Origin of the sequence: Bradyrhizobium sp. Ce-3 (assembly GCF_022835695.1) — a bacterium.
Lineage (GTDB): Bacteria > Pseudomonadota > Alphaproteobacteria > Rhizobiales > Xanthobacteraceae > Bradyrhizobium.
On sequence record NZ_BQUV01000010.1, the window covers coordinates 1 to 22,388 of the forward strand.

Sequence of the window (22,388 nt, forward strand, 5' to 3'; positions counted from 1 at the left end):
TCACTCCACGGCATGGACGGCCTCCCGAATCGGACCAATCCAGCCAAGTTGATGTGTCAGCTATGTCTCCGAACACCCGTCAGTGATCTGTCCGGGCTAAACAGAAGGCGGGTGATCCAGTATTCCAGAGGCGGCAATTGGGAGCACGTAGCTACTACGTCTACATCCTTGCGAGCCACATCGGCGGCACGCTCTACATCGGTGTGACAAATGACCTCATTCGTCGTGTGGGCGAGCACAAGCTGAAATTGGTCGAGGGCTTCACCGAGAAGTACGATGTGGTGAAGCTCGTGTATTTCGAGCAATTCGATGATCCCGAGAACGCGATCAAGCGGGAGAAGCGGCTAAAGAAGTGGCCGCGCGCGTGGAAGGTTTCGCTGATCGAGAAGGACAATCCGGACTGGATCGATCTTTACCCGGAAATTGCCGCAGGTGGCGGATAGGCCTCTGGGATACTGGATCGCCCGGTCGAGCCGGGCGATGACACCTTCTTTGGGCTCGAATCTGCTACCAACTACCCATGACAGCACCTGAAGCGACGTCCGACGCGCCCGCGAAGCCGCAGGAACCGCCTGCCACCTCCTGGCGCGACAGCTTCGCCGTGTACTTGCAGCCGCGGGTGCTGATCGTGCTGCTGCTTGGCTTCTCCTCCGGCCTGCCGCTGGCGCTGTCGGGCTCGACCTTGCAGGTGTGGATGAAGGAGGCCGGGGTCGATCTCGGCACCATCGGGCTGCTGGCGCTGATCGGCACGCCCTATACGTTGAAATTCCTGTGGGCGCCGCTGGTCGACGCGCTGCACGTGCCGCTGTTCACGCAGATGTTCGGGCGGCGCCGCGGCTGGCTGCTGTTCTCGCAGTTGCTGTTGATCGCGGCGATCCTGGTGCTGGCGATGGCCGATCCGGCGCGGTCGCCGTGGTTCGCGGCGTTCGCCGCCTTGCTGGTCGCGGCCGCCTCGTCGACACAGGACATCGTGGTCGACGCCTTCCGCGTCGAAAGCCTGCCGGAAAGCGAGCAGGCCGCCGGCATGGCGTCGTACGTCGCGGCCTATCGCATCGGCATGCTGGTCTCGACCGCCGGCGCGCTGTTCATCGTCAGCGGCTTCGAGTCCGCGGGCGTCGAGCGCCCGTCGGCCTGGATGTGGGGCTATGTGGTGATGGCCGCGCTGGTCGTGATCGGGATGGTCACGGCACTTGCTGCAACCGAGCCGGTGCAATCGAAAGGCGCCGAGGCGGCCACCCATGCGCAGACCACAGCCGAACGCGTGCTGCACGCGGCGCTCGGTGCGTTCTCCGAGTTCCTCAGCCGCAAGAACGCCTTCGCGGCGCTCGCCTTCGTGGTGCTGTTCAAGTTCACCGACGCGTTCTCGGGCACCATGACCGCGCCGTTCGTGATCGACATCGGCTTTTCCAAGGTCGATTACGCGGCGATCGTGAAGGGCGTCGGCCTTGCCGCGACCCTGATCGGCGGCTTTGCCGGCGGCTTCGTGGCGCGGCGCTATTCGCTCGCGGCGAGCCTGTGGATCGGCGGCGTGCTGCAGGCGGTCGCCAACCTCTCATTCTCCTGGCTCGCGCATGTCGGCGTCGATCAATGGGCGCTGGCGCTGGCGATCACCGCGGAGAATTTCACCAGCGCGATCGGCACCGTGATCTTCGTCGCCTACCTGTCGGCGCTGTGCCGCAACCCGCTGCACACCGCGACCCAGTATGCGCTGCTGACGGCGCTGGCGGCGGTCGGCCGCACCTATCTGTCGTCGGGCGCGGGCTATGTAGCCAAGGCGGTCGGCTGGCAAATGTTCTTCGTGATCTGCGTGCTGGTCGCGATCCCGAGCCTGATCCTGCTGGCATGGCTGCAGCGACGCGGGCATTTTGACGAGCTGGGGCCGGTGAGGGTTTAGTCCAGCCGCTCGCTCCCCTGTCATCACCCGCGAAGGACGTAGCCCGGATGGAGCGCAGCGCAATCCGGGAAATCTCTCGACCCGCACGACCGTCCCGGATTTCGCTTCGCTCCATCCGGGCTACAAGCTGTCGTCCCCCGGCTCGACCGGGTGATCCAGTATTCCAGAGGCGTTCGTGATCCAATGGAGAAGCCGCGGCGTACTGGATCGCCCGGTCGAGCCGGGCGATGACAGCGAAATTTGCGGCACAAACCTACTTCGCCACCACGCTCCACTTGGTGACGATGGCTTCGCTCATCTCGCCGGCGTCCTTGGCGCAGGCGATCTCGTCGACCTTCACCGAGATGGCCTTGCCGGAGAGGCTCTTGAGCTGCGCGGCCTGGGCGTCGTTGGTCGGAACCAGCTGAAAGGTTTCCGGCCCGGTTTCCAGGTTGCAGAGACCGTTCGGCGGCGGCAGGCGGCGCGGCTCGCTGGTGATCTGGTAGGTCGCGACGCGCTTGCCGCGATTCTTGGTGTCGCGCACCTTCATGACGCCGAGCTCGCCCGACAGCACGTCGCCGGCGTGGATCATCTTGCCGGGCTTCTGCGGCGCATCGCTCTGCTGCGCGATCGCGCAGGGCGCGGCGAGGGTTGCCGCGAGACACGCAGAGCTCAAGAACGCAAAGCCCCAGCGTACGCCGAATCGGTGTGTCGTCATTTGCAGTGGTTCCGTCTTTGATTCGTCAGAGCGTGGATGACCGTCCCCGAATCGTCATCCACCCTATCATTTTGTTTCAGTGCGATCTTTTCGACTTGTGACGGATCGCCTGGCGGACACCGCGGCGTCCGGCTTTCGAGCGCGGGCTAGAACAGCGTCCGCTGCCGCATGGCAGCCGATAGCGTACCTTCGTCGAGATAATCAAGCTCGCCGCCAACAGGCACGCCATGCGCCAGCCGCGTCACCCGCACATTGGCGTCCGACAACAGGTCGGTGATGTAATGCGCGGTGGTCTGGCCGTCGACGGTCGCATTCAGCGCCAAAATGATCTCGCTGACCTCCGCCGCATGCGCACGCGCCACCAGCTGATCGATGGTGAGATCCTGCGGGCCGACGCCGTCGAGCGGCGACAGCGTCGCGCCGAGCACGTGATAGCGGCCATTGGTCGCATTGGCGCGCTCCAATGCCCAGAGATCGGCGACATCGGCGACCACGACGATGATCGAGGGATCGCGGCGCGGATCGGTGCACACCGTGCAGGGGTTTTGCGTATCGATGTTTCCGCAGGTCTTGCAGACCTGGATCTTCTCGATCGCCACCTGCAGCGCCGCGGTCAGCGGCGTCATCAGCGCTTCGCGCTTCTTGATCAGATGCAGCGCCGCGCGCCGCGCCGAACGCGGCCCGAGCCCGGGCAGCCGCGCCAGCAGCTGGATCAGACGTTCAATCTCGGGGCCGGCAACTCCAGCAGCCATTTAAGTCGGACCAAATCCCGGCGGCAGGCCGAGCCCGCCGGTCAGCGCCATCATCTTTTCCTGCATCGCCGCCTCGGCCTTGCGGCGGGCATCGCCATGCGCGGTGACCAGGAGATCCTCGAGCACCTCGCGCTCCTCCGGCTTCATCAGCGACGGATCGATCTTGACGCCCTTCACTTCCATCTTGGCGGTCATGCGCACCGCGACCAGGCCGCCGCCGGAAATGCCCTCGACCTCGACATTGCCGAGCTGCTCCTGCATCTCCTGCATCTTGGATTGCAGCTGCGCTGCCTGCTTCATCATGCCGAGAAAATCAGCCATGCCTGCGTTCCTATGATCAGATCAATCGTCGTCGCTGTCGGAAGTTTCAATCGGGTCTTCGCCTGAAGCATCCGCCACCGGAACCTCGGCGGCAAGGCGGCGCACCTCGACCACCTTGGTGCCGGGGAAGCGCGCCAGCACCTCCTGCACGCGCGGATCGGCTTCGGCGGCGCGCTGGTGCTCGCCGCGCGCCAATTCGTTCTGCGAGCGCACCGTGGGCTGGCCGGCCTCGTTGGAGATGATCACGGTCCAGCGCCGGCCGGTCCACAGTTCGAGCTTGCGCGGCAGATCGGTGATGAGCGCGCGCTGCGCCTTCGGCTCCAGCGCGATCTCGAGCTGGCCATCCTCGATGCGCACCAGCCGCACATCGGCCTCCAGCGCGCTCTTGGTCATGATGTCGCGCTTCTCGCCGGCAAGCGCGATCAGCTGCGGAAAGCTCGATATCCGCAACGTCGGCGCGGCATTGGCGGCGGGCGCGGCCATCTGCGGACGCGCGGCAAGATCGGCGCGCGGCGCAGCCTGCGGCGCCCGCACCGGCACTGAGGGCATCGCGGACATGGCCGACGTCGGTGCGCCGCGCGGCGGCTGCGATGCGGCAGAGACTGAGATCGCGGGCGCCGTGCCGCCGCCATTCTGCTCGATCATCCGGATCACCTCGTCCGGCGTCGGCAGGTCGGCGACATAGGCGATCCGCACCAGCACCATCTCGGCGGCAGCGGCCGGGCGGGTCGCGGTCTGCACCTCGGCGATGCCCTTGAGCAGCATCTGCCACATCCGCGACAGCACCCGCGTCGACAGTTTTGCGGCGAATTCGCGCGCGCGGAGGCGCTCGGTCTCGCCGAACGCGACATTGTCGGCGGTGCCCGGAACGAACTTGACGCGGGTGACGAAATTGACGAATTCGGCAAGGTCCGACAGCACCACCACCGGATCGGCGCCGACATCGTACTGCGCGCGGAACTCGGCGAAGGCTGCCGCGATATCGCCGCGCGCCAGCTGTTCAAACAGATCGATGACGCGGGTGCGATCGGCGAGGCCGAGCATCTGCCTGACCGCGTCGGCCTTCACCTTGCCGGCGGCATGCGCGATCGCCTGGTCGAACAGCGACAGCGAATCGCGCACCGATCCCTCGGCGGCGCGTGCGATGATGCCGAGCGCCTCGGGCTCGACCTCGACGCCCTCCTTGGCCGCGATGTTGCCGAGGTGCTTCATCAGCACGTCGGCCTCGACACGGCGCAGATCGAAGCGCTGGCAGCGCGACAGCACCGTGATCGGCACCTTGCGGATTTCGGTCGTGGCGAACACGAACTTGGCGTGCTCCGGCGGCTCCTCCAGCGTCTTCAGGAAGGCGTTGAAGGCCGCCGTCGACAGCATGTGGACTTCGTCGATGATGTAGACCTTGTAGCGCGCGCTCGCCGGTGCATAGCGCACGCTGTCATTGATCTGGCGGACATCGTCGACGCCGGTGTGCGAGGCGGCGTCCATCTCCAGCACGTCCATGTGCCGGCTTTCCATGATCGCCTGGCAGTGCACGCCGAGGTCGGGCATGTGGATGGTCGGCCCCTGCACCGAACCATCAGGCTTTTCGTAGTTCAGCGCACGTGCGAGGATGCGCGCGGTGGTGGTCTTGCCGACCCCACGGACGCCGGTCAGGATCCAGGCCTGCGGAATCCGCCCGGTCTCGAACGCGTTCGAGACGGTGCGGACCATGGCCTCCTGGCCGATCAGATCCTCGAAGCTGGAGGGGCGGTATTTGCGGGCGAGAACGCGGTACGGCTTGGCCGCTTCAGGCCCGCCGCCCAGATCAAAGCCGCCGTCAAGGCTTGCTTTGCCTGCGCCGTCGGACGGTTGGGAGGGGTCGCCAGCGTCATTCATGCATCGATCCGCAACTAGGGAATTGTCTCTTCGGCCGGCGTGCGGATAGGAGCCGAAATCGAGCGCCGGGCGCGGAGACCGCCATTCCAGCGCGATTCGCTCGGAAAAACAGGTAGGAGACTGACGAGCGACCCGATCCGGACCTCGTTAGGGCTGCTTCCTTCCGGACCTGACCCGGTTGGCGAGTGGCTCGTCCACCGCCAATCTCCCGGTCCCTATTTGGGGCCAAAACCGCCGGAAAGCAAGCCGCCTGACCCGGCTTTGTAAGGCTGGCTTTGTGGGACTTGTCTGGGAACATGGAAAGGCATTATTTGCCCCTCATGCCCGCCTCCAATTGGTCGCTGCATTCGCAGCTCAAGAAAGACACCATCGACATCGGCGACCTGCCGCTGTGCAAGGTGCTCGTCATCAAGGACGCGCATTATCCCTGGCTGCTGCTGGTGCCGCGGCGCGACGGCGCGGTCGAGATCATCGATCTCGACGAGGTCGAGCAGGCGCAGCTGATGACCGAGATCACCCGCGTCTCGCGGGCCCTCAAAGAGGTCACCAAATGCGACAAGCTGAATGTCGCAGCGCTCGGCAACCTCGTCCCGCAGCTTCACGTCCATCTCATCGCGCGCCGCACCAGCGACGCTGCATGGCCGCGTCCCGTTTGGGGCGTGATGCCGCCGCTGGCGCATGACGCCGAGGAAGTGCAGAATTTCATCAACGCGCTTCGCCGCAAGATCTGGTTGGGTTGAAAATTCAATGTCCACGTCCGATTCATTTCCGCTCGGCCAGCCGGCCTTCGTCACCCATGTGCTGGACCGCGCCGCGCATCTGCGCAGCAATGACGAGAAACTGTTCGCGCTGGAGGGCCACCGCGAGGCGAGAGCCTATGTGATCTATCGCGACTCGCTGGTCGTGAAGCAGGACGAAGGCGGGGCGCGTGCCCTGCTCTCGCTGGAGGAGGCCCGCAGCTACGGCGCCAATCCCGGCACGATCTTCCTGGGGCTGCGCGATGCCGCGCCGATCTTCGGCATGGGGATCGCGCCGCAGGCGGCCGAGAAGCTGGTCGGGCGCGCCGACGTCGCGATCACCGAATTGCGCGGCATGGCGATGCAGGGCGTGGTGCCGCCCGAGCAGCTGTCGGCGATCGCGATGGCGAAATCGATGGTGACCTGGCATCAGCGCCACGGCTTCTGCCCGAACTGCGGCACCCGCACCGCGATGCGGGAGGGCGGCTGGAAGCGCGAATGCCCGAGCTGCAAGGCCGAGCACTTTCCGCGCACCGATCCGGTGGTCATCATGCTGGTGACGTCGGGCGACAAGGTGCTGCTGGGACGGCAGAAGCAGTTCATGCCCGGGATGTATTCCTGCCTCGCCGGCTTCGTCGAGGCCGCCGAGACCATCGAGGACGCGGTGCGGCGCGAGATCTTCGAGGAAAGCGGCATCCGCTGCACCGACGTCAATTACTACATGACGCAGCCCTGGCCCTACCCGTCATCGCTGATGATCGGCTGCACCGCGCGCGCGACCAACGAGGACATCGTGGTCGACCGCTCCGAGCTCGAGGATGCACGCTGGTTCGACCACGCCGAGGCGACGCTGATGCTCAAGCGCCAGCATCCCGACGGCCTGGCCGGTCCGCATCCGTTCGCGATTGCCCATCATTTGCTCGGCCGCTGGGTGCACCACCGGAATCCGCTCGACCAATAGCGGGAACCGGACATCGTTCTGCCGATTAGATCTGCGTACTGCCTGGCAGTAGACGGCATGATCCGGAAAAGTGCGAAGCGGTTTTCCGAAAAGATCATGCCCAAACAATGAGCTAAAGCGCGATGAGGATCATCGCGCGTGGAACCATTGCGACGGATCCCTGCATGAATTTTCAAGACGGCGCCCCGAAAGTTCCGCCCCGCATCCTCTGCATCGGCCTGCCGGTGCGCGACCTGACGTTCCGCGTCGGCGTTCCGGCGCGCGGCTCCAAGGAGAATGCGACGCATTTCGAGGAGATCTGCGGTGGCAACGCGCTGAACGCGGCGATCGGCATCGTCCGGCTCGGCGGCCGGGTCTCGATCTGCGGACCGATGGGCGATCAGCGGGAGACCTCGAGCCGCTACATCTTCGACAAGCTGGCGGAAGAAGGCATCGAGACCAACCATCTCATCCACATGCCTGATCTGGTGACGCCGATCTCGGCGATCATGATCGACGACACCGGCGAGCGGACCATCGTCACCTTCCGCGATCCGGAGCTCTGGAAGGTCAAGCTGCCGCCGACCGAGCTGTTGCTGGAGGATTGCGCGGCGATCCTGACCGAGAGCCGCTGCGCGCCGTTCTGCACCGAACTGTGCGCCGAGGCGGTCAAGCGCGGCATTCCGGTGGTGGTCGACGTCGACCGCGCGATGTCGATGCGGGAGGGGCTGCTCACCGCCTCCTCGCACCTGGTGTTCTCCAGCGAGCCGCTGCAGGAGACCGCCGACGTCACCGACGACGGCCAGGCGCTGCACAAGCTTGCCAAGCTCACCCCCTCGTTCCTGGCCGGCACCCGCGGGCCGATGGGCACGATCTGGCTCAATGAGCGGGGCGAGCTCGAGGAAACCCCCGCCTTCCCGGTCCATACCGTCGACACGCTCGGCGCCGGCGACGTCTTCCACGGCGCCTTTGCGCTGGCGATCACCGAGAAGCAGGAGCTGCGGCAGGCGCTGCGCTTCGCCTCCGCCGCCGCGGCGCTGAAATGCACCCGCTTCGGGGGTGCCTATGCCGCACCGCAACGTGCTGAAGTTGAAGCGTTTTTGGGCGAACACGCCGAGGTGCGGCCGGCCTGACCGGATACGGCCCGCTTGATTTGGAAGATTTTTCTCTATATGAGGGAGTTTGAACCTTCATGTGGAACTTTCTTCTATGACCGATGTCGCCATTCAGCTTCATGACAACAACCGCCGCCTCGACGCGATCGATCGCAAGATCCTGACCGTGCTGCAGGAGGACGCCTCGCTCTCCGTCGCCGAAATCGGCGACCGGGTCGGGCTGTCGTCGACGCCGTGCTGGAAGCGCATCCAGCGGCTCGAGGCCGACGGGGTGATCCTGCGCCGCGTGGCGCTGGTCGACCAGAACAAGATCGGGCTCGGGATTTCGGTGTTCGTCTCGGTCGAGAGCGCCGACCATTCGGAAGCCTGGCTGCGCAAATTCGCCGACGCCGTCAGCGCCATGCCCGAGGTGATGGAGTTCTACCGGATGGCCGGCGACGTCGACTACATGCTGCGCGTCGTGGTCGCCGACATGCAGGCCTACGACGTGTTCTACAAGAAGCTGATCTCTGCCGTGCCGCTGAAGAACGTCACCTCGCGCTTTGCGATGGAGAAGATCAAGTCGGTGACGGCGCTGCCGGTGCCGGCGGCGTAAGACTCTTTCTCAACTGTGCCATCGCGCGGCTCGCCGCCTTCTCAACTGTCATCGCCCGGACTGTGCGCAATTGCGCACATGGACCGGGCGATCCAGTATTCCAGAGACAGCGGTTTTCAATCGAGAAGCCCCGGCGTACTGGATCACCCGCTTTCGCGGGTGATGACGCCGTTCTTCGCGGCGAGCACCCAGCTCAAATCTTCTGATTATATTCGCCGACCTCGGGATGCGTGCGCAGCACCGAATCCATCGCCTCGAACATGTCGCGCATCCGCTGCTCGCTGACCGGGCTTTCCACCACGACCACGAGCTCCGGCTTGTTCGACGAGGCGCGCACCAGGCCCCAGCTGCCGTCCGCGACGGTGACGCGGACGCCGTTGACGGTGACGAGATCGCGGATGTTCTGGCCCGCGACCTGCGCGCCCTGCTGCTGCAGCGTCTCGAAGTGCTTCACCACGGCGTCGACCACACCGTATTTCGCCTCGTCGGCGCAATGCGGCGACATGGTCGGCGACGACCAGGTCTTCGGCAGCGCGTCCTTCAGGTCGGCCATCGACTTGCCAGGGGCGCGGTCGAGCATCTCGCAGATCGCGATCGCCGACACCAGGCCGTCGTCATAGCCGCGGCCGAACGGCTTGTTGAAGAAGAAGTGGCCTGATTTCTCGAAACCGGCGAGCGCGCCGAGCTCGTTGGTGCGGCGCTTCATGTAGGAATGGCCGGTCTTCCAATACACCGTGTTGGCGCCCTGCTTCTGCAGCACCGGATCGGTGACGAACAGCCCGGTCGACTTCACGTCGACGACGAACTGCGCATTGGCGTTGATCGCCGACATGTCGCGCGCCAGCATGACGCCGACCTTGTCGGCGAAGATCTCCTCACCGGTGTTGTCGACCACGCCGCAGCGGTCGCCGTCACCGTCGAAGCCGAGGCCGACATCGGCCTTGTGCGCCAGCACCGCATCGCGGATCGCGTGCAGCATCTCCATGTCTTCCGGATTCGGATTGTATTTCGGAAAGGTGTGATCGAGCTCGGTGTCGAGCGGGATTACCTCGCAGCCGATCGCCTGCAGCACCTGCGGCGCGAACGCGCCCGCGGTGCCGTTGCCGCAGGCCGCCACGACCTTCAATTTCCGCTTCAGCTTGGGCCGGCTGGTGAGATCGGCGATGTAGCGCGCCGGATAGTTTTCATGGAATTGATAGGAGCCGCCGGCCTTGTTGTTGAAATCGGCGTTGAGCACGATCTCCTTCAGCCGCGTCATCTCGTCGGGGCCGAAGGTGAGCGGACGGTTGGCGCCCATCTTGACGCCGGTCCAGCCATTGTCGTTGTGCGAGGCGGTGACCATCGCGACGCAGGGCACGTCGAGATCGAACTGCGCGAAATAGGCCATCGGCGTCACCGCGAGCCCGATGTCATGCACCTTGCAGCCGGCCGCCATCAGGCCCGAGATCAGCGCGTATTTGATCGACGCGGAATAGCCGCGGAAATCGTGACCGGTGACGATCTCCTGCTTGACGCCGAGCTGTGCGATCAGCGCGCCGAGCCCCATGCCCAGCGCCTGCACGCCCATCAAATTGATCTCCTTGTTGAACAGCCAGCGCGCGTCGTATTCGCGAAACCCGGTCGGCTTCACCATCGGCTCGGATTCGAAGGCATAGGTGTTCGGAACCAGCGCGGGTTTCGGCTTGGGAAACATGGGTCGGCCTTATGGTCGCATGCGAGAAGACGTCGCCGCAGCCTTTAGCGAATGCGCAGGCCGGGCGAAAGGTGGGACTGCGGCTGGTGGCCGACAATTACGGCGGAAATGGCGGCGATATCGAGTCGCCGCTTATACCCCGAAAGGGCTGGATTTATTGCTCCAGCAACAATTTGCCGTTGGCGTATTCGAAGCGCTTCAGCTTGGACAGGAAGGACAGGCCGAGCAGGTTTTCGGACAATGCCTCGTCCGGCAGCACCAGCGCATCGACGTCGCGCACGGTGAGGCCGCCGATCTCGATCATCGCGAGGCGGGCCGGCGCCGCCTTGATGGTGCCGTTGGCGGTGGTGACGCGCGAGGTGTAATCGCCCGGCACCGGGCGCAGGCCGAAGCGCGCGGCCGAGGTCTCGTTCAGGGCAACCACGGAGGCGCCGGTGTCGACCATGAAGTTGATGCGCTGGCCGTCGATGCGGCCGTCGGTCGCGAAATGACCGCGCGGATCGGGCGCGATGCTGAGCGTGCGGGCGCTGGCCTGCGCCACCGTGACGGCGGGGGCGATGGTCTGCTTGGTGGTGGTCGCGGCGGCGGGGGCCATCTTGCTGGCCATCTGGGCCATCAAGGTGCCCAGCCCGATCAGGATGGCCGCGAAAATCATCAGGTTACGCATGACACCATACTCGGAAAACCGAACACGCAATTTCACCACGCCGCCCGCCCCGCCGCGAGCGAGGGCGAGCGCACGAGCCTGCCATTTTGGCGAAAAGGATGAGCGAAGGGTTAAGATGACCGGACAGAGGCGGCCGAATGTCGTCGGCCGCCTGCCCGGAGACGAATTCGCCGCCCCTCAGGCGGTTTTGGCGACCGGGCTCGGCATCGCCACGCGCAGCGCGTAATAGACCGCGCCCGCGATCCCGACCCCGAAGAACCAGCCATAGACCGCCCACCACGAAGGCAGGAGCGAGGTGAAGTTCGGCAGCACCGACGAGAACAGGGCGCCGATCGCGGCGGCGACCAGCGCGCTGACGTTCCAGCCGTTCTGGAAGCGATATTCGCCGTCCTCCTGGTACAGCGCCGGCACGTTCACGCGGCCTTTGGCGATCAGATAATAATCGACCATCATGATCCCGAAGATCGGCCCCATGGTCGCGCCGATCAATCCGACGAACGAGGCGGCGCTGCCCTCCCAGGGCGCGAACGGATACAGCGCCAGCGCGATCAGCGCCGCGATGTAGCCGCCCTTCTTGAAATCGATATGGCGCGGAAACACGTTGGAGAAATCGAACGCCGGCGAGACGAAATTGGCGACGACGTTGATGCCGAGCGTCGCCACCGCGAAAGTGACCGCGGCGAGCAGCGCCAGGAACCAGCTGTCGAACTTGGCCGAGATCTGGTCGGGATGCAGCAGCACCTCGTGATAGACGTTGAAGGCCGCGATCGTGGTGACGCCGGCGACCAGCGAGAACAGGATCAAATTGACCGGCAGGCCCCAGATATTGCCCTTGCGCAGCGCGTGCACGTCGGGTGCGTAGCGCGAGAAGTCGCAGAAATTGAGATAGAGCGCGGCGAAATAGGTGATCCAGGTCGCGGCGACGGCGCACAGCGCCGGGAACGAGCCGGGCACGCCCGGCACGCCGGCCTCCTTGGTCTTCTCCAGCAGCACATCCTGCGGGATCGGCGCGGTCAGCGAGATGCCGCCGGCCGCGATACAGAGATAGATCGCAAGGACCAGCATCATCAGCCACACCGCGGGGCCTGCCCAGTCCTGGAAGCGGCGCACCGTTTCCATGCCGCGCTGGATGATCAGCAGCTGCAGCGCCCAGATCACCACGAAGCAGATCACCTCGAGGGTGGAATGGCCGAGCATGTGACTCGACTGGTGGAACGCCTTGAAGCCGTCGATGCGGGTCAGCAGCGCGACGATCGCGCCCGAGGCCGCCGCGGTCTGCGCGCCGTACCAGAAGCAGGCGACGATGGCGCGCACCAGCGCCGGAATGTTGGCGCCCCAGATCCCGAACGAGGCCCGCGCCAGCACCGGATAGGGCACGCCGGTCCTGACGCCGGCATTGCCGATCAGGCTCATCAGCACGAAGATCACCAGCGAGCCGGCGCCGATCGCGATGACGAAGTTGACGAAGCTGCCGCAGAGCAGGAACAGGCTGGCGGCGAGATAATAGCCCCAAAGGCTATGCACGTCCGAGGTCCAGACGTTGAAGATGCTGAAGGCGCCCCAGTTGCGTTCCCTGGCCGGCGCCAAATCTTCGTTGTACAGCGACGGCGATGCGTTCTTGATCTCCATGGCAGCGTCCCCAATGTGCGAGCCCGTGATCCCATCCCAGCCTGCAAATCTAATCACCGTTTGCCGACGCTCGCCAGCGCAACCGATAGAGCATGAACGAGAAAAGGGCTCAGTGTCGTCCCGGCGAAGGCCGGGACCCATAACCACAAATGTTGCTTGTTGCGCGATGTTGGAACGACGAGTGCCATCCACAACATCGGCCGCGGCGTATGGGTCCCGGCCTTCGCCGGGACGACGAATGCGAGAAAGCGTTGCCTCGAAGATTCACGTTCCGCGCGGTTTCACGCGCCTGGTCGGCATCGCGCCGGCGGGATCTTCCGGCCAGGGGTGGCGCGGATAGCGGCCGCGCAGGTCGGAACGCACCGCGGCATAGCTGCCGCGCCAGAAGCCCGGCAGGTCGCGCGTCACCTGCACTGGGCGCTGCGCCGGCGACAGCAGTTCCAGCACCAGCGGCACCGCGCCCCTGGCGATCGAGGGATGGGTGTTGAGCCCGAACAGCTCCTGCAACCTGACTGCAATGGTCGGGCCCTGCTCGGCCTCGTAATCGATCGCAAGCTGCGTTCCGGTCGGCGCCTCGAAATGGGTCGGCGCCTCGCGGTCGAGCCGCGCCCGCAACTCCCACGGCAACAGCGCCATCAGCGCATCCGACAGGTCGCCGGCGGACAGGTCCTTCAGCGCGATCTTGTCGTACAGCGCTCCCACCAGCCAATCGTCGGCCCGCGCAGCAAGCGCGGTGTCCGACAGATCGGGCCAGCTCTCGTCCTCGGCCTTGCGCAGGAACATGATTCGGTCGCGCCACTGCTTCGAATGTTTCGACCAGGGCAGCCGGTCGAGCCCGGCCGCGATCAGGCCGTCGGCGAACACACGCGCGGTCTCGGCCGACGGCTTGAGCGGCATCGGCGCTTCCGAGAACGTGATCGCATGCAGCGAGCGGCGGCGGCGCGCGCGCAGCGCCATCGCAGCGCGGTCGAACGTCACCTCCTCGATGGTCTCGATCTGGTCGGCGAAGCGCTGCTCGATCTCGTCCTGGGTGATCGGCGCTGCCAACAGGATGCGACCGCTTGCAGCGGTGCCGGTCAGTTCGGCGACCGCGATGTAAGGCAGCCGTGCCAGCGCCGCGGTCTGCTCGACGGCGGCGCCGCGGCCATTGGCGAGCACGAAGCTGCCATTGCCGCGGTTCTTCGCAACGCGATCCGGAAACGCGAAGGCCAGCATGACGCCGGTCGAGAGATCCTTCTGCTCGCTCACCGCCACCTTGACCTGCGAGGTCACTTGCGAAGCCCAGCGCGCGGCCATGCTGCGTGCGCTCGATGCGCGCTGCGAGCGGTCGCGGCGGAACTGGTCGAGCCTGTGGTCGAGATCGACGCTGTCGCCGCCGAGCCCGCGTTCGGTCAGCACCGCGGCGATTTCAGCCGCCTCCTCGCCCATCCCGAAACGTGCGGAATCCACGATCATGCGCGCCAGCCGCGGCGGCAGCGCCAGCGCGCGCAGGCTCTGGCCCTCCGCGGTGATGCGGCCGTCACCGTCCAGCGCGCCGAGCTCCGACAGCAGCGATCTGGCTTCCTTGAGCGCCGGCCCCGGCGGCGGATCGAGGAAGGCAACGCTTGCGGGATCGCTGACGCCCCATTGCGCGAGATCGAGCACCAGCGAGGACAGGTCGGCCGAGAGGATCTCGGGCGCGGTATAGGCCGGCAGCGAGGCGGTCTGCGGCTCGTCCCAGAGCCGGTAGCAGACGCCGGGCTCGATGCGGCCGGCGCGGCCACGGCGCTGATCGACCGCGGCGCGCGAGGCGCGCACGGTCTCGAGCCGGGTCAGCGCCATATCAGGCTCGTAGCGCGGCACCCGCGCCAGGCCGCAATCGACCACGATGCGGACGCCCTCGATGGTCAGCGAGGTCTCGGCAATCGAGGTCGCCAGCACGACCTTGCGAATGCCCTTCGGCGCCGGCGCGATGGCGCGATCCTGCACGCTGGGATCGAGCGCGCCGAATAGCGGCACGATCTCCACGGACGCATCGTGCACGCGCTCGGCGAGAAACGTTTGCGTGCGGCGGATCTCGGCCGCGCCCGGCAGGAAGGCCAGCACCGAGCCGGCATCGACGCGCAGCGCGGTCGCGATCGTCTCGGCCATCTGCCGCTCCAGCGGCGCGTCGACCTTGCGGCCGACATAGCGGGTCTCAACCGGAAAGGCCCGGCCCTCGCTCTCGACCACAGGCGCATCGCCGAGCAGCCTGGCGACGCGCGCGCCGTCGAGGGTCGCCGACATCACGAGGATGCGCAGATCCTCGCGCAGGCCGGTCTGCGCGTCGCGCGCCAGCGCGAGGCCAAGATCGGCATCGAGCGAGCGCTCGTGGAATTCGTCGAACAGCACCGCGGCGACGCCGTTGAGCTCGGGGTCGTCGAGAATCTGGCGCGAGAAGATGCCTTCGGTGACGACCTCGATCCGGGTCGCGCGCGACACCTTCGAGCCGAAGCGCACCCGATAGCCGACGGTCTCGCCGGGCCGCTCGCCGAGCGTCTTCGCCATCCGCTCGGCGCTGGCGCGCGCGGCGATGCGGCGCGGCTCCAGCACGATGATCTTCTTTCCCCTGGCCCAGGGCGCATCGAGCAGCGCCAGCGGCACGCGTGTGGTCTTGCCGGCGCCCGGCGGCGCGACCAGCACGGCGGCGTTGTGGCGATCGAGCGTGCGGTCGAGTTCATCGAGCACGGCGTCGATCGGCAGCGGGCTATCGAATTGGTGCGGCAAGGGGTCTCATCGCAGGCCACGGCCCTCGGCCAGCCTCGCGTCCTGTGGTTAACGAGCGTCGGATTCTCTTAGGATTTCCCGGGCTCTTAGACCATTCGCCTGGTCCAGGGAACCGGGGAAAGGCAGGGGTTAAGCTGGGTCGGGTTAAGGTGGCACATCCTTTGTACTGATAAAGGAGAAAGCAACCGATCGGGCCGATGATGGTCCCGATCACGCCGAAACAGGACAAGGATGACCACAAACGGCACAATCGCCGCGACAGATCGTTCCACCGGGAACGCGAGTGCGCGCGTCGATTGGGTCGACTATGCCAAGGGCATCTGCATCATCATGGTGGTGATGATGCATTCGGTGCTGGGGGTCGAGAAGGCCGCCGAGCAGACCGGCTTCATGCATTATGTCGTGATGTTCGCCAAACCGTTCCGGATGCCGGACTTCTTCCTGATCTCGGGACTGTTCCTGTCGGTCGTGATCGATCGCGACTGGCGCACCTATCTCGACCGCAAGGTGATGCACTTCGCCTATTTCTACGTGCTGTGGGTGACGATCCAGTTCGGCTTCAAGGCACCGTCGCTGGCCGCCCAGGAAGGCTGGGCCCAGGTCGGGCTGCAATACCTCGTCGCCTTCATCCAGCCGTTCGGCACGCTGTGGTTCATCTATCTGCTGCCGATCTTCTTCGTCGTCACCAAGCTCGCCCGCAACGTCCACCCGCTCGCGATCTGGCTGATCGCGGCCGCGCTGGAGTCGGCGCATGTCGCGACCGGCTGGTACGTGGTCGACGAGTTCAGCGCCCGCTTCGTCTATTTCTACACCGGCTATATCCTCGCCGATTACGTGTTCGCGCTCTCGGACCGCGCGCGGGCGCGGCCTGCGCTGGCCCTGCTCGGGCTTGGGCTCTGGGTGCTGATCAACGGCGGCCTGGTTGCGCGCGATGTCAGCGAATGGCCGGTCGTCTCGCTGGCGCTCGGCTTTGCCGGCGCCTGTGCGATCATCGTGACCGGCACGCTGCTGGCCCGCGCGCACTGGCTCGGCTTCCTGCGCTTCTGCGGCGAGCACTCGATCGTGATCTATCTCGCCTTCTTCCTGCCGATGGCCGCGACCCGCACCCTGCTGCTGCGCTACGACCTCGACATCGGCCTGATTTCGCTGGTCGTGACCGTGGCCGGCGTCGCCGGCTCGCTGCTGATCTGGCGGCTGGCGCTGGCGGTGCGGGCCAATTTCCTGTTCGAACGGCCCGGCGCGTTCTGGATTGCCCCGAAAAAGGCAACGCCCGCTTTGCAGGCGGCCGAATAGGCCCCCGACAGTGCCGAAAGTCATGCCCCCGGAATCGTTCCCGTGGGGGTGATTCCGGTCACTCCAACTTTCCGCGCGTTGAAATAACTGGCTTTTCGGTCCCGAATGTTTCGTCGTTCGGCCGGCGACGAAACAATTCTCCCCCTCACGAAACCATTTTCCGCTTTTCGCGCAGACATCCGGAAACGGGCGGTAACTAGCTTTCTCCCAACGAACCGCCGCCCAACGGCGAACTGGGAGCCTGTCATGCCGAACGTCATCGCCATCAACGCCGCAGCCACGAAGCATATCGATGCTGCCCGCGCGACCTCGGATGAAATGCTGCTCGCGCGTATCGCCAAGAATAACCGCACCTCGATGCACACGCTCTATTCCCGTCACAACGTCCGGGTTTACCGTTTCGTGCTCCGCATGGTGCGCGACACCACGATGGCCGAGGACCTGGTCAGCCAGGTGTTCCTGGACGTCTGGCGCACCGCGGCCCAGTTCGAGGGCCGCTCGCAGGTCTCGACCTGGCTGCTGTCGATCGCCCGCTTCAAGGCGCTGACCGCGCTGCGCCAGCGCAAGCACGAGGACATCGACCAGGACGACGTGCTGGAAATCGCCGACGGTGCCGACACGCCGGAAACCTCGCTCGATCGCGCCACCACCAGCGAGATCCTGCGCGCCTGCGTGGCCAAGCTGTCGCCGGCCCACCGCGAGATCATCAACCTAGTCTACTACCATGAGAAGTCGGTCGAGGAGGCCGGCCAGATCATCGGGATCCCGCAGAGCACGGTGAAGACCCGCATGTTCTATGCCCGCAAGCAGCTCGCCGACCTCCTGAGGGGCGCCGGCGTGGACAGCGTCGCGGCATAAAGCAACGCAATTTCAGTGACTTATAAGGAGATCGCGCAATCCGGGCAATTGTCCACGAAGCCAAATCAATCGGGCGACGAAACAATTGAAACAATCGACGACATCACCCGGAAAAACGCGATCTCTATACCGATATCCAACGACGCAACCCCAACCCCAAGTCACTGACTCAGTTTCGATACCTCTCTAGTTCTAACCTCCCAAGTAACCTCCAACGACCCGGCCGGGATGCCCCCCAGCCGGGTCGCTCTGTTTTTGGCGGGGCAACTTGCGGCCACAAAAAGACTGTCGTCGCCCGGTCAAGCCGGGCGATGACACCGGTTGGGTGGCGCGAGCCTCGCAACGCATGACAGCGGCCTCACGCTGACGTGACGTCATCGGCACCCGGACGGCCGTAACGGCCAAAGCGTCCTCGCGAAGAACATCAGGCGTAACCGGCATGGCCCTCTGGCGCGCCGGGACTCCTGATGGACGGACGACGATGCTCAGCCTTGCGCTTGCCCTGCTTGCCGGTGTCGCCACCGTCGCCGCGCCTTGCACCCTGCCGATGCTGCCAATCCTGCTCGGGGTATCGATAGGCCAGACCGGCAAGGCGCGGCCCGCGATGATCGCGCTCGGCTTCGTGATGTCATTCTCTGCGGTGGCATTGCTGCTGAGCGCGATCACGCGCGCCTTCGATTTCGATCCGAACGTGCTGCGGACCGGCGCCGCCGTGCTGCTCGCAGGCTTCGGCCTGTTGATGATCTGGCCGGCGCCGTTCGAGTGGCTGGCGATCCGGCTCACCGGTGCGGCCGGCGGCGTCGGTCAGGCGGCGCCATCGCCGAGCCTGTTCGGCGGCTTCGTGCTCGGCTCGACGCTCGGCCTGGTGTGGACGCCGTGTGCCGGCCCCGTGCTCGGCTCGATCCTGACCATCGTCGCGACCTCGAAGGACACGGCGTGGGCGAGCCTGCAGCTCGTCACCTATGCGGTCGGCGCCGCGATCCCGATGCTGGCGATTGCCTATGGCGGGCAGGCCGTCACCACCCGCGTGCGCAGCATGGCGCGGATCGCGCCGCGGCTGCAGCAGGGATTTGGCGTCGTGATCATCGGCTTCGCCGCGCTGTCCTACCTGCAATACGACACGCTGATCGTGGCGTGGCTGACCCAGTTCTATCCCAACGGCCAGATCGGCCTGTGAACTCTTGAGGAGATATCGATGCCCCTGCGCTTGATTGCTGTATCGGCCGTGGTTGCGGCCCTTGGTCTCGGCGGCGCCGTGATTCCTGGTCTCTGCACCGAGTCCGACGCGCCGGCCGTCCCGGTGCCGCGGGCGGTCGCGATGACCACCGAACAGAGCCCGACCGCGCCGGAATTCGCCGGGATCAGCACCTGGTTCAATTCGCAGCCGTTGAAGCTTGCCGATCTGCGCGGCAAGGTCGTGCTGGTGGATTTCTGGACCTATGGCTGCGTCAACTGCGTCAACACGCTGCCGCACGTCACCCAACTTTATTCAAAGTACCGGGATCGCGGCCTCGTCGTGATCGGCGTCCACACCCCGGAATTCCCGTTCGAGCATTCGGCCTCCAACGTGCAGGCGGCGCTGAAGCGGCACGGCATCCTGTATCCGGTGGCGCAGGACAACAATTCGCAGACCTGGAATGCCTACGGCAACCAGTATTGGCCGGCGCAATACATCATCGACCAGAACGGCAAGATCGTGTTCCAGCATGCCGGCGAGGGGCAATACGACGAGATCGACCGCACCGTCGCCCGGCTGCTCAACGCCAATAGTTGATCGGACAATCCGCCCTGTTTGCCGTCACACCTGGCATGCTAAGGTTCATGCCAGGTCGACGACAAGTGGTGGATCATGTTCGAAGGCTGGGATGCGGTCGTACTCGCCCGCGCGCAATTCGCTTTCACGATGTCGTTCCACATCGTGTTTCCCGCATTCTCGATCGGGCTTGCGAGCTATCTCGCGGTGCTGGAAGCGCTGTGGCTCATCACCAGGCGTGAAGTCTTCATCAACCTGTTCAACTATTGGCTGAAGATCTTCGCGGTCGCGTTCGGCATGGGCGTAGTGTCGGGCATCGTGATGTCCTACCAGTTCGGCACCAACTGGTCGTCCTTTGCCGACAAGACCGGGCCCGTGATCGGCCCGATGATGGCCTATGAGGTCTTGACCGCGTTCTTCCTCGAGGCGGGCTTCCTCGGCGTGATGCTGTTCGGGCTGGAGCGCGTCGGCCCCAGGCTGCACTTCGTGGCGACGCTGATGGTCGCGATCGGCACGCTGATCTCGGCGTTCTGGATCCTGTCGGCCAATTCCTGGATGCAGACGCCGGCCGGTCATGCCGTCAATGCCGACGGCCAGTTCGTCGCCGCCGACTGGCTCAAGGTGATCTTCAATCCGTCGTTCCCCTATCGCCTCGTGCACATGGTGCTGGCGGCCTACCTCACCACCTCGCTGGTGGTCGGCGCGGTCGGCGCCTGGCATCTGCTGCGCGACCAGCATCTGGCGGGCGCGCGCGTCATGTTCTCGATGGCGATGTGGATGGCGACCCTGGTGGCGCCGATCCAGATCCTTGCCGGCGACCAGCACGGCCTCAACACGCTGGAGCACCAGCCGGCCAAGGTGATGGCGATGGAAGGCCATTACCAGAGCCACAAGGACGGCGCGCCGCTGATCCTGTTCGGCTGGCCCGACCAGGCTGAGGCCAAGGTGAAGTACGCGATCGAGGTGCCGAAGCTGTCGTCGCTGATCCTGAAGCATTCGCTCGACGCGCCGCTCGCCGGCCTCGATACCGTGCCGCGTGAAAACTGGCCGCCGGTGCCGATCACCTTCTGGTCGTTCCGCATCATGGTCGGGCTCGGCTTCCTGATCCTCGGCCTCGGCCTGTTCAGCCTGCTGATGCGCTGGCGCGGCATGATGTACCAGTCGCAGCTGCTGCATCGCTTCGCGGTGCTGATGGGCCCGGCCGGCTTCATCGCGGTGCTCGCCGGCTGGATCACCACGGAGACCGGGCGGCAGCCGTTCACGGTCTACGGGCTGCTGCGCACCACCGATTCGGCGTCGCCGCTGGCAGCGCCGGCGGTTGGCTCCTCGCTGATCGCCTTCATCATCGTCTATTTCGCCGTGTTCACCGCCGGCGTGATCTACATCCTGCGGCTGATGGCGCAGCCGCCGCATCCCGGCGAGCAGGGCCCGACCAAGGACCTCCCCGCCCGCGCGGCCGGCATCACGCCGGCGGCAGGTGCCGTGGAGGGCGTGCGATGATCGATCTCGCCATCATCTGGGCCTTCATCATCGCCTTTGCCGTGTTCGTCTATGTCGTGATGGACGGCTTCGATCTCGGCCTCGGCATCCTGTTTCCGCTGTTCCCGCAGAAGGCCGACCGCGACGTCATCATGAACACGGTGGCGCCGGTGTGGGACGGCAACGAGACCTGGCTTGTGCTCGGCGGCGGCGGCATGATGGCGGCGTTTCCGCTGGCCTATGCGGTGCTGATGCCGGCGCTCTACACGCCGATGATCGCGATGCTGCTCGGGCTGGTGTTCCGCGGCGTCGCCTTCGAATTCCGCTGGCGCACCCAGAAGGCGCGCAACAAATGGGATCTCGCCTTCGCCGGCGGCTCGCTGGTCGCAACGCTGGCGCAAGGCATCGCGCTCGGCGCCATCCTGCAGGGCATCCATGTCGAGGGACGCCACTATGCCGGCGGCTGGTGGGATTGGCTGACGCCGTTCAGCGTCCTGACCGGCATCGCGCTGGTGATCGGCTATGCGCTGCTGGGCGCGACCTGGCTGGTGATGAAGACCGAGGGCGAGCTGCGCGAGCGCGCCTATCATCTGAGCTGGATGTTGCTGGTCGCGATGCTGTGCGCGATCGGCGCCGTCAGCATCGCAACGCCGTTCCTGGCCGTGCAGTACACCCAGCGCTGGTTCGCCTGGCCCGACATCATCCTCACCGCGCCGGTCCCGATCGCGGTCGCCGCCGTCACCGCGCTATTGCTGCGCGCGCTCGGCAACAGGAACGACCACCAGCCGTTCTTCCTGGTGCTCGCCCTGTTCGCCCTGTCCTATGCCGGGCTCGGCATCAGCATGTACCCCTACATCGTGCCGCAGAGCATCACGATCTGGCAGGCGGCGTCGCCCGCCAACAGCCAGATCTTCATGCTGTTCGGGGTCTCGATCCTGGTGCCGCTGATCCTCGGCTACACCGCCTGGGCCTATTGGGTATTCCGCGGCAAGGTGCGCCCCGGCCACGGATATCATTGATGCCCCTTCCTCCGAATCAGCGGCCGCTCGGGCAGCGCCTGTTATGGTTCGCAGCGCTCTGGCTCGGCGGCGTCGGCACGGTGACGGTCATATCGTTCGCGTTGCGACTCTGGATCGCGCCGAAATAAGGCGTCCCGCGCCGCGTGCCGCGGGTGCCATGACAAAAAACAGAAGCATTACAGTGATATAGTGTGACGCCCGCCCTAAACTTGCCATCAAGCTGCCGCTCAGATTTGATGTTCGAGTTAAAAGTGGCGCATGGTCTGATCGCCAAACCGCTCACACTTTGGCGGACCATGCGCATTTGGGTGGAGCAACCATTTGGC

At 65.4% G+C, this 22,388-nt stretch carries 21 protein-coding genes and 1 other RNA gene; 13 read left to right on the forward strand and 9 right to left on the reverse strand.

Going from position 1 to position 22,388, the window contains the following annotated elements:
* Nucleotides 1-137: 137 nt before the first annotated feature.
* Nucleotides 138-443, forward strand: a complete 306-nt coding sequence (locus tag BRSPCE3_RS29475; RefSeq protein WP_244069859.1) for a GIY-YIG nuclease family protein — start codon at nt 138-140, stop codon at nt 441-443.
* A gap of 77 nt (nt 444-520) precedes the next feature.
* Nucleotides 521-1,894, forward strand: coding sequence for an AmpG family muropeptide MFS transporter (locus BRSPCE3_RS29480; protein WP_244069860.1), 1,374 nt, complete (start codon nt 521-523; stop codon nt 1,892-1,894).
* A 253-nt stretch (nt 1,895-2,147) separates the two neighbouring features.
* Here the strand turns inward: BRSPCE3_RS29480 and BRSPCE3_RS29485 are convergent, their stop codons facing one another.
* The 5 genes from BRSPCE3_RS29485 to ffs all read right to left on the reverse strand — a co-directional run bounded on the left by BRSPCE3_RS29485 (nt 2,148) and on the right by ffs (nt 5,748).
* Nucleotides 2,148-2,591 carry a hypothetical protein gene (locus BRSPCE3_RS29485; RefSeq protein ID WP_375709977.1) on the reverse strand — a complete coding sequence of 148 codons (444 nt, stop codon included), beginning with the start codon at nt 2,589-2,591 and terminating at the stop codon, nt 2,148-2,150.
* 146 nt (nt 2,592-2,737) lie between these two features.
* Nucleotides 2,738-3,343, reverse strand: a complete 606-nt coding sequence (gene recR / locus BRSPCE3_RS29490) for a recombination mediator RecR (protein ID WP_244069861.1) — start codon at nt 3,341-3,343, stop codon at nt 2,738-2,740.
* Nucleotides 3,344-3,664, reverse strand: coding sequence for a YbaB/EbfC family nucleoid-associated protein (locus tag BRSPCE3_RS29495; RefSeq protein WP_021079589.1), 321 nt, complete (start codon nt 3,662-3,664; stop codon nt 3,344-3,346).
* A gap of 21 nt (nt 3,665-3,685) precedes the next feature.
* On the reverse strand, nt 3,686-5,539 hold the full coding sequence (locus tag BRSPCE3_RS29500) for a DNA polymerase III subunit gamma/tau (protein ID WP_244069862.1): 1,854 nt from the start codon (nt 5,537-5,539) through the stop codon (nt 3,686-3,688).
* Between the two features lie 112 nt (nt 5,540-5,651).
* Nucleotides 5,652-5,748: signal recognition particle sRNA small type (gene ffs, locus BRSPCE3_RS29505), an RNA gene on the reverse strand.
* A 111-nt stretch (nt 5,749-5,859) separates the two neighbouring features.
* On the opposite strand from ffs, the gene BRSPCE3_RS29510 reads away from it, so the two are divergent.
* The 4 genes from BRSPCE3_RS29510 to BRSPCE3_RS29525 all read left to right on the forward strand — a co-directional run bounded on the left by BRSPCE3_RS29510 (nt 5,860) and on the right by BRSPCE3_RS29525 (nt 8,926).
* Entirely contained in the window at nt 5,860-6,279 is a 420-nt protein-coding gene (locus BRSPCE3_RS29510) for an HIT domain-containing protein (RefSeq protein WP_244069863.1), read from the forward strand.
* A 7-nt stretch (nt 6,280-6,286) separates the two neighbouring features.
* Nucleotides 6,287-7,237, forward strand: a complete 951-nt coding sequence (nudC, locus tag BRSPCE3_RS29515) for an NAD(+) diphosphatase (RefSeq protein WP_244069864.1) — start codon at nt 6,287-6,289, stop codon at nt 7,235-7,237.
* Nucleotides 7,238-7,401: 164 nt separating this feature from the next.
* Nucleotides 7,402-8,349 carry a sugar kinase gene (locus BRSPCE3_RS29520; RefSeq protein ID WP_244069865.1) on the forward strand — a complete coding sequence of 316 codons (948 nt, stop codon included), beginning with the start codon at nt 7,402-7,404 and terminating at the stop codon, nt 8,347-8,349.
* A 76-nt stretch (nt 8,350-8,425) separates the two neighbouring features.
* Nucleotides 8,426-8,926 carry an Lrp/AsnC family transcriptional regulator gene (locus BRSPCE3_RS29525; RefSeq protein WP_024578797.1) on the forward strand — a complete coding sequence of 167 codons (501 nt, stop codon included), beginning with the start codon at nt 8,426-8,428 and terminating at the stop codon, nt 8,924-8,926.
* A gap of 193 nt (nt 8,927-9,119) precedes the next feature.
* On the opposite strand, the gene BRSPCE3_RS29530 is transcribed toward BRSPCE3_RS29525, so the two are convergent.
* The 4 genes from BRSPCE3_RS29530 to hrpB all read right to left on the reverse strand — a co-directional run bounded on the left by BRSPCE3_RS29530 (nt 9,120) and on the right by hrpB (nt 15,660).
* Nucleotides 9,120-10,619: a phosphomannomutase/phosphoglucomutase gene (locus tag BRSPCE3_RS29530; protein ID WP_244069866.1), complete on the reverse strand. Its 1,500-nt coding sequence runs from the start codon at nt 10,617-10,619 to the stop codon at nt 9,120-9,122.
* Nucleotides 10,620-10,773: 154 nt separating this feature from the next.
* Nucleotides 10,774-11,286 carry a TIGR02281 family clan AA aspartic protease gene (locus BRSPCE3_RS29535; protein WP_244069867.1) on the reverse strand — a complete coding sequence of 171 codons (513 nt, stop codon included), beginning with the start codon at nt 11,284-11,286 and terminating at the stop codon, nt 10,774-10,776.
* 177 nt (nt 11,287-11,463) lie between these two features.
* Nucleotides 11,464-12,915 carry an NCS1 family nucleobase:cation symporter-1 gene (locus BRSPCE3_RS29540; RefSeq protein ID WP_244069868.1) on the reverse strand — a complete coding sequence of 484 codons (1,452 nt, stop codon included), beginning with the start codon at nt 12,913-12,915 and terminating at the stop codon, nt 11,464-11,466.
* 264 nt (nt 12,916-13,179) lie between these two features.
* Nucleotides 13,180-15,660, reverse strand: a complete 2,481-nt coding sequence (hrpB, locus tag BRSPCE3_RS29545) for an ATP-dependent helicase HrpB (RefSeq protein ID WP_244069869.1) — start codon at nt 15,658-15,660, stop codon at nt 13,180-13,182.
* Between the two features lie 231 nt (nt 15,661-15,891).
* On the opposite strand from hrpB, the gene BRSPCE3_RS29550 reads away from it, so the two are divergent.
* From BRSPCE3_RS29550 to BRSPCE3_RS29580, 7 genes are all read left to right on the forward strand, one after another.
* The gene (locus BRSPCE3_RS29550) at nt 15,892-16,953 is read left to right on the forward strand and encodes an acyltransferase family protein (RefSeq protein WP_244069870.1); all 1,062 of its coding nucleotides are present in this window, start codon (nt 15,892-15,894) and stop codon (nt 16,951-16,953) included.
* Between the two features lie 246 nt (nt 16,954-17,199).
* On the forward strand, nt 17,200-17,811 hold the full coding sequence (locus BRSPCE3_RS29555) for a sigma-70 family RNA polymerase sigma factor (protein WP_244069871.1): 612 nt from the start codon (nt 17,200-17,202) through the stop codon (nt 17,809-17,811).
* A 481-nt stretch (nt 17,812-18,292) separates the two neighbouring features.
* Nucleotides 18,293-18,988, forward strand: coding sequence for a cytochrome c biogenesis CcdA family protein (locus BRSPCE3_RS29560; protein ID WP_244070129.1), 696 nt, complete (start codon nt 18,293-18,295; stop codon nt 18,986-18,988).
* 18 nt (nt 18,989-19,006) lie between these two features.
* Complete coding sequence (locus BRSPCE3_RS29565) at nt 19,007-19,585, forward strand: thioredoxin family protein (RefSeq protein ID WP_244069872.1); 579 nt, start codon at nt 19,007-19,009, stop codon at nt 19,583-19,585.
* Nucleotides 19,586-19,660: 75 nt separating this feature from the next.
* Nucleotides 19,661-21,064, forward strand: a complete 1,404-nt coding sequence (locus tag BRSPCE3_RS29570; protein WP_244069873.1) for a cytochrome ubiquinol oxidase subunit I — start codon at nt 19,661-19,663, stop codon at nt 21,062-21,064.
* On the forward strand, nt 21,061-22,062 hold the full coding sequence (cydB, locus tag BRSPCE3_RS29575; RefSeq protein WP_244069874.1) for a cytochrome d ubiquinol oxidase subunit II: 1,002 nt from the start codon (nt 21,061-21,063) through the stop codon (nt 22,060-22,062). The genes BRSPCE3_RS29570 and cydB overlap by 4 nt, the downstream gene beginning before the upstream one ends.
* A complete protein-coding gene (locus tag BRSPCE3_RS29580; protein WP_244069875.1) occupies nt 22,062-22,190 on the forward strand; it encodes a DUF2474 domain-containing protein in 129 nt (42 codons plus the stop codon). Before cydB ends, BRSPCE3_RS29580 begins: the two co-directional genes overlap by 1 nt.
* Nucleotides 22,191-22,388: the final 198 nt, after the last annotated feature.

Excerpts from the sequence above, each read along its gene's own strand:
- BRSPCE3_RS29565 (WP_244069872.1), top strand. The coding sequence starts at position 19,007 with ATGCCCCTGCGCTTGATTGCTGTATCGGCCGTGGTTGCGGCCCTTGGT.
- BRSPCE3_RS29540 (WP_244069868.1), bottom strand. The coding sequence starts at position 12,915 with ATGGAGATCAAGAACGCATCGCCGTCGCTGTACAACGAAGATTTGGCG.
- BRSPCE3_RS29550 (WP_244069870.1), top strand. The coding sequence starts at position 15,892 with ATGACCACAAACGGCACAATCGCCGCGACAGATCGTTCCACCGGGAAC.
- BRSPCE3_RS29485 (WP_375709977.1), bottom strand. The coding sequence starts at position 2,591 with ATGACGACACACCGATTCGGCGTACGCTGGGGCTTTGCGTTCTTGAGC.
- nudC (WP_244069864.1), top strand. The coding sequence starts at position 6,287 with ATGTCCACGTCCGATTCATTTCCGCTCGGCCAGCCGGCCTTCGTCACC.
- BRSPCE3_RS29555 (WP_244069871.1), top strand. The coding sequence starts at position 17,200 with ATGCCGAACGTCATCGCCATCAACGCCGCAGCCACGAAGCATATCGAT.
- BRSPCE3_RS29480 (WP_244069860.1), top strand. The coding sequence starts at position 521 with ATGACAGCACCTGAAGCGACGTCCGACGCGCCCGCGAAGCCGCAGGAA.
- BRSPCE3_RS29500 (WP_244069862.1), bottom strand. The coding sequence starts at position 5,539 with ATGAATGACGCTGGCGACCCCTCCCAACCGTCCGACGGCGCAGGCAAA.
- BRSPCE3_RS29495 (WP_021079589.1), bottom strand. The coding sequence starts at position 3,664 with ATGGCTGATTTTCTCGGCATGATGAAGCAGGCAGCGCAGCTGCAATCC.
- BRSPCE3_RS29560 (WP_244070129.1), top strand. The coding sequence starts at position 18,293 with ATGCTCAGCCTTGCGCTTGCCCTGCTTGCCGGTGTCGCCACCGTCGCC.
- BRSPCE3_RS29530 (WP_244069866.1), bottom strand. The coding sequence starts at position 10,619 with ATGTTTCCCAAGCCGAAACCCGCGCTGGTTCCGAACACCTATGCCTTC.
- recR (WP_244069861.1), bottom strand. The coding sequence starts at position 3,343 with ATGGCTGCTGGAGTTGCCGGCCCCGAGATTGAACGTCTGATCCAGCTG.
- BRSPCE3_RS29570 (WP_244069873.1), top strand. The coding sequence starts at position 19,661 with ATGTTCGAAGGCTGGGATGCGGTCGTACTCGCCCGCGCGCAATTCGCT.
- BRSPCE3_RS29580 (WP_244069875.1), top strand. The coding sequence starts at position 22,062 with ATGCCCCTTCCTCCGAATCAGCGGCCGCTCGGGCAGCGCCTGTTATGG.
- BRSPCE3_RS29520 (WP_244069865.1), top strand. The coding sequence starts at position 7,402 with ATGAATTTTCAAGACGGCGCCCCGAAAGTTCCGCCCCGCATCCTCTGC.
- cydB (WP_244069874.1), top strand. The coding sequence starts at position 21,061 with ATGATCGATCTCGCCATCATCTGGGCCTTCATCATCGCCTTTGCCGTG.
- BRSPCE3_RS29525 (WP_024578797.1), top strand. The coding sequence starts at position 8,426 with ATGACCGATGTCGCCATTCAGCTTCATGACAACAACCGCCGCCTCGAC.
- BRSPCE3_RS29535 (WP_244069867.1), bottom strand. The coding sequence starts at position 11,286 with ATGCGTAACCTGATGATTTTCGCGGCCATCCTGATCGGGCTGGGCACC.
- BRSPCE3_RS29510 (WP_244069863.1), top strand. The coding sequence starts at position 5,860 with ATGCCCGCCTCCAATTGGTCGCTGCATTCGCAGCTCAAGAAAGACACC.